Origin of the sequence: Candidatus Aquicultor secundus (assembly GCF_002791875.1) — a bacterium.
Taxonomy (GTDB): Bacteria; Actinomycetota; Aquicultoria; order Aquicultorales; family Aquicultoraceae; genus Aquicultor_A; species Aquicultor_A secundus.
Genome location: NZ_PFNG01000032.1, coordinates 19,197 through 20,363, shown reverse-complemented (window position 1 = coordinate 20,363; position 1,167 = coordinate 19,197). Strand labels below are relative to the sequence as shown.

General features: G+C 51.8%; 1 protein-coding gene. It reads left to right on the top strand.

The genetic code is table 11. The features are described from left to right. Positions 1-1,167: hypothetical protein (locus COY37_RS01145; RefSeq protein ID WP_286975605.1), on the top strand; the 1,167-nt coding region annotated here is incomplete at both ends.

Below are 1,167 nucleotides of genomic sequence, written 5' to 3'. Positions count from 1 at the left end.
CGGTCTGGCGCTCAATATTGCACCGGACTCTACCGAGACGCTGCTTGTCGGCTATAATCTCTCCTACTCGGCAGGGATCGGGCAAAGCATACAAAGCTCCATAAGCTTTGCCACAAACGGCATCTCGGTTTTATTGCCGGATACTGTAGCCGACTACAACCTTATAAACGGCGCAACGGTTACCGTCTTGGATGCACCCGATACCATTTCTCTTTCGATGACTTCTCCCGCAACGGCAACGGTTTCTCGTTCCTCGGCGGATAACTTGATACAAACGGTTAACCTCTCATTCGATAGTCTAAACTACGACGCGGCAACGCTTTCAACCGTTACGGTACAGAGAACAGGTGGTACGGATACCGACGTCTCCCAGGTTAAATTGTGGCTCGATAGCAACCAGAACGGCACGTTCGATACGACCGATACCGTCATCGGGTCCGCGCCGCTTAGTGGAGGATCTGCAACCTTCCCGATCTCGGTAGGATTGGCTCAAGGAGAGACGAAGAAGCTATTTGTAACTTATTCGATATCGCCTACCGCGACTATCGGTGCGATGCTCGGGTCTACGATAGCAACGGCAACAGCGGCAAGCCCGGATAATGTAAACCTTATCCCACCGACCACATCAAACGCGCAGCAGATTATCTACGCCACCGAGACGCTACAGGTATCGCATAGCTCAGTGGCTACGGCGACCGTTGAACAAGGAAGCGCCAACGTACTGGCCGAAAAGATCGACTTGCATGATCCGGCCGGCGGAGACGGCGTAAATGTAAATACGATCACCCTACGGCAAAACGGCAGCGCACCGGCGAGCGATATCACATTGGTTAAACTTTTCGTGGATAGTAACGACAACGGGTCGTTTGAACCGGCGCTAGATACCGAAACCACGTCATCCCCTCTTACGGGACAAAGCGTGACGTTCTCTAACTTGAATATTCCGATCTCGGTTGATTCAACCAAAACGGTCTTCGCGGTGTTTAATGTATCGAACACCGCGTCGATCGGCAAAACGCTTCAGAGCAACATCGCCTACAATCCCGATATGGCGTTAAGCGATATTAAGGTCGATTCACCCGATCTCGTTGCCGACTTCTCAGCGCTTAACGGAACCGCGATAACGATTAGCGATAAAGCCGATACCTTAAACGTGGCGCAGCTACT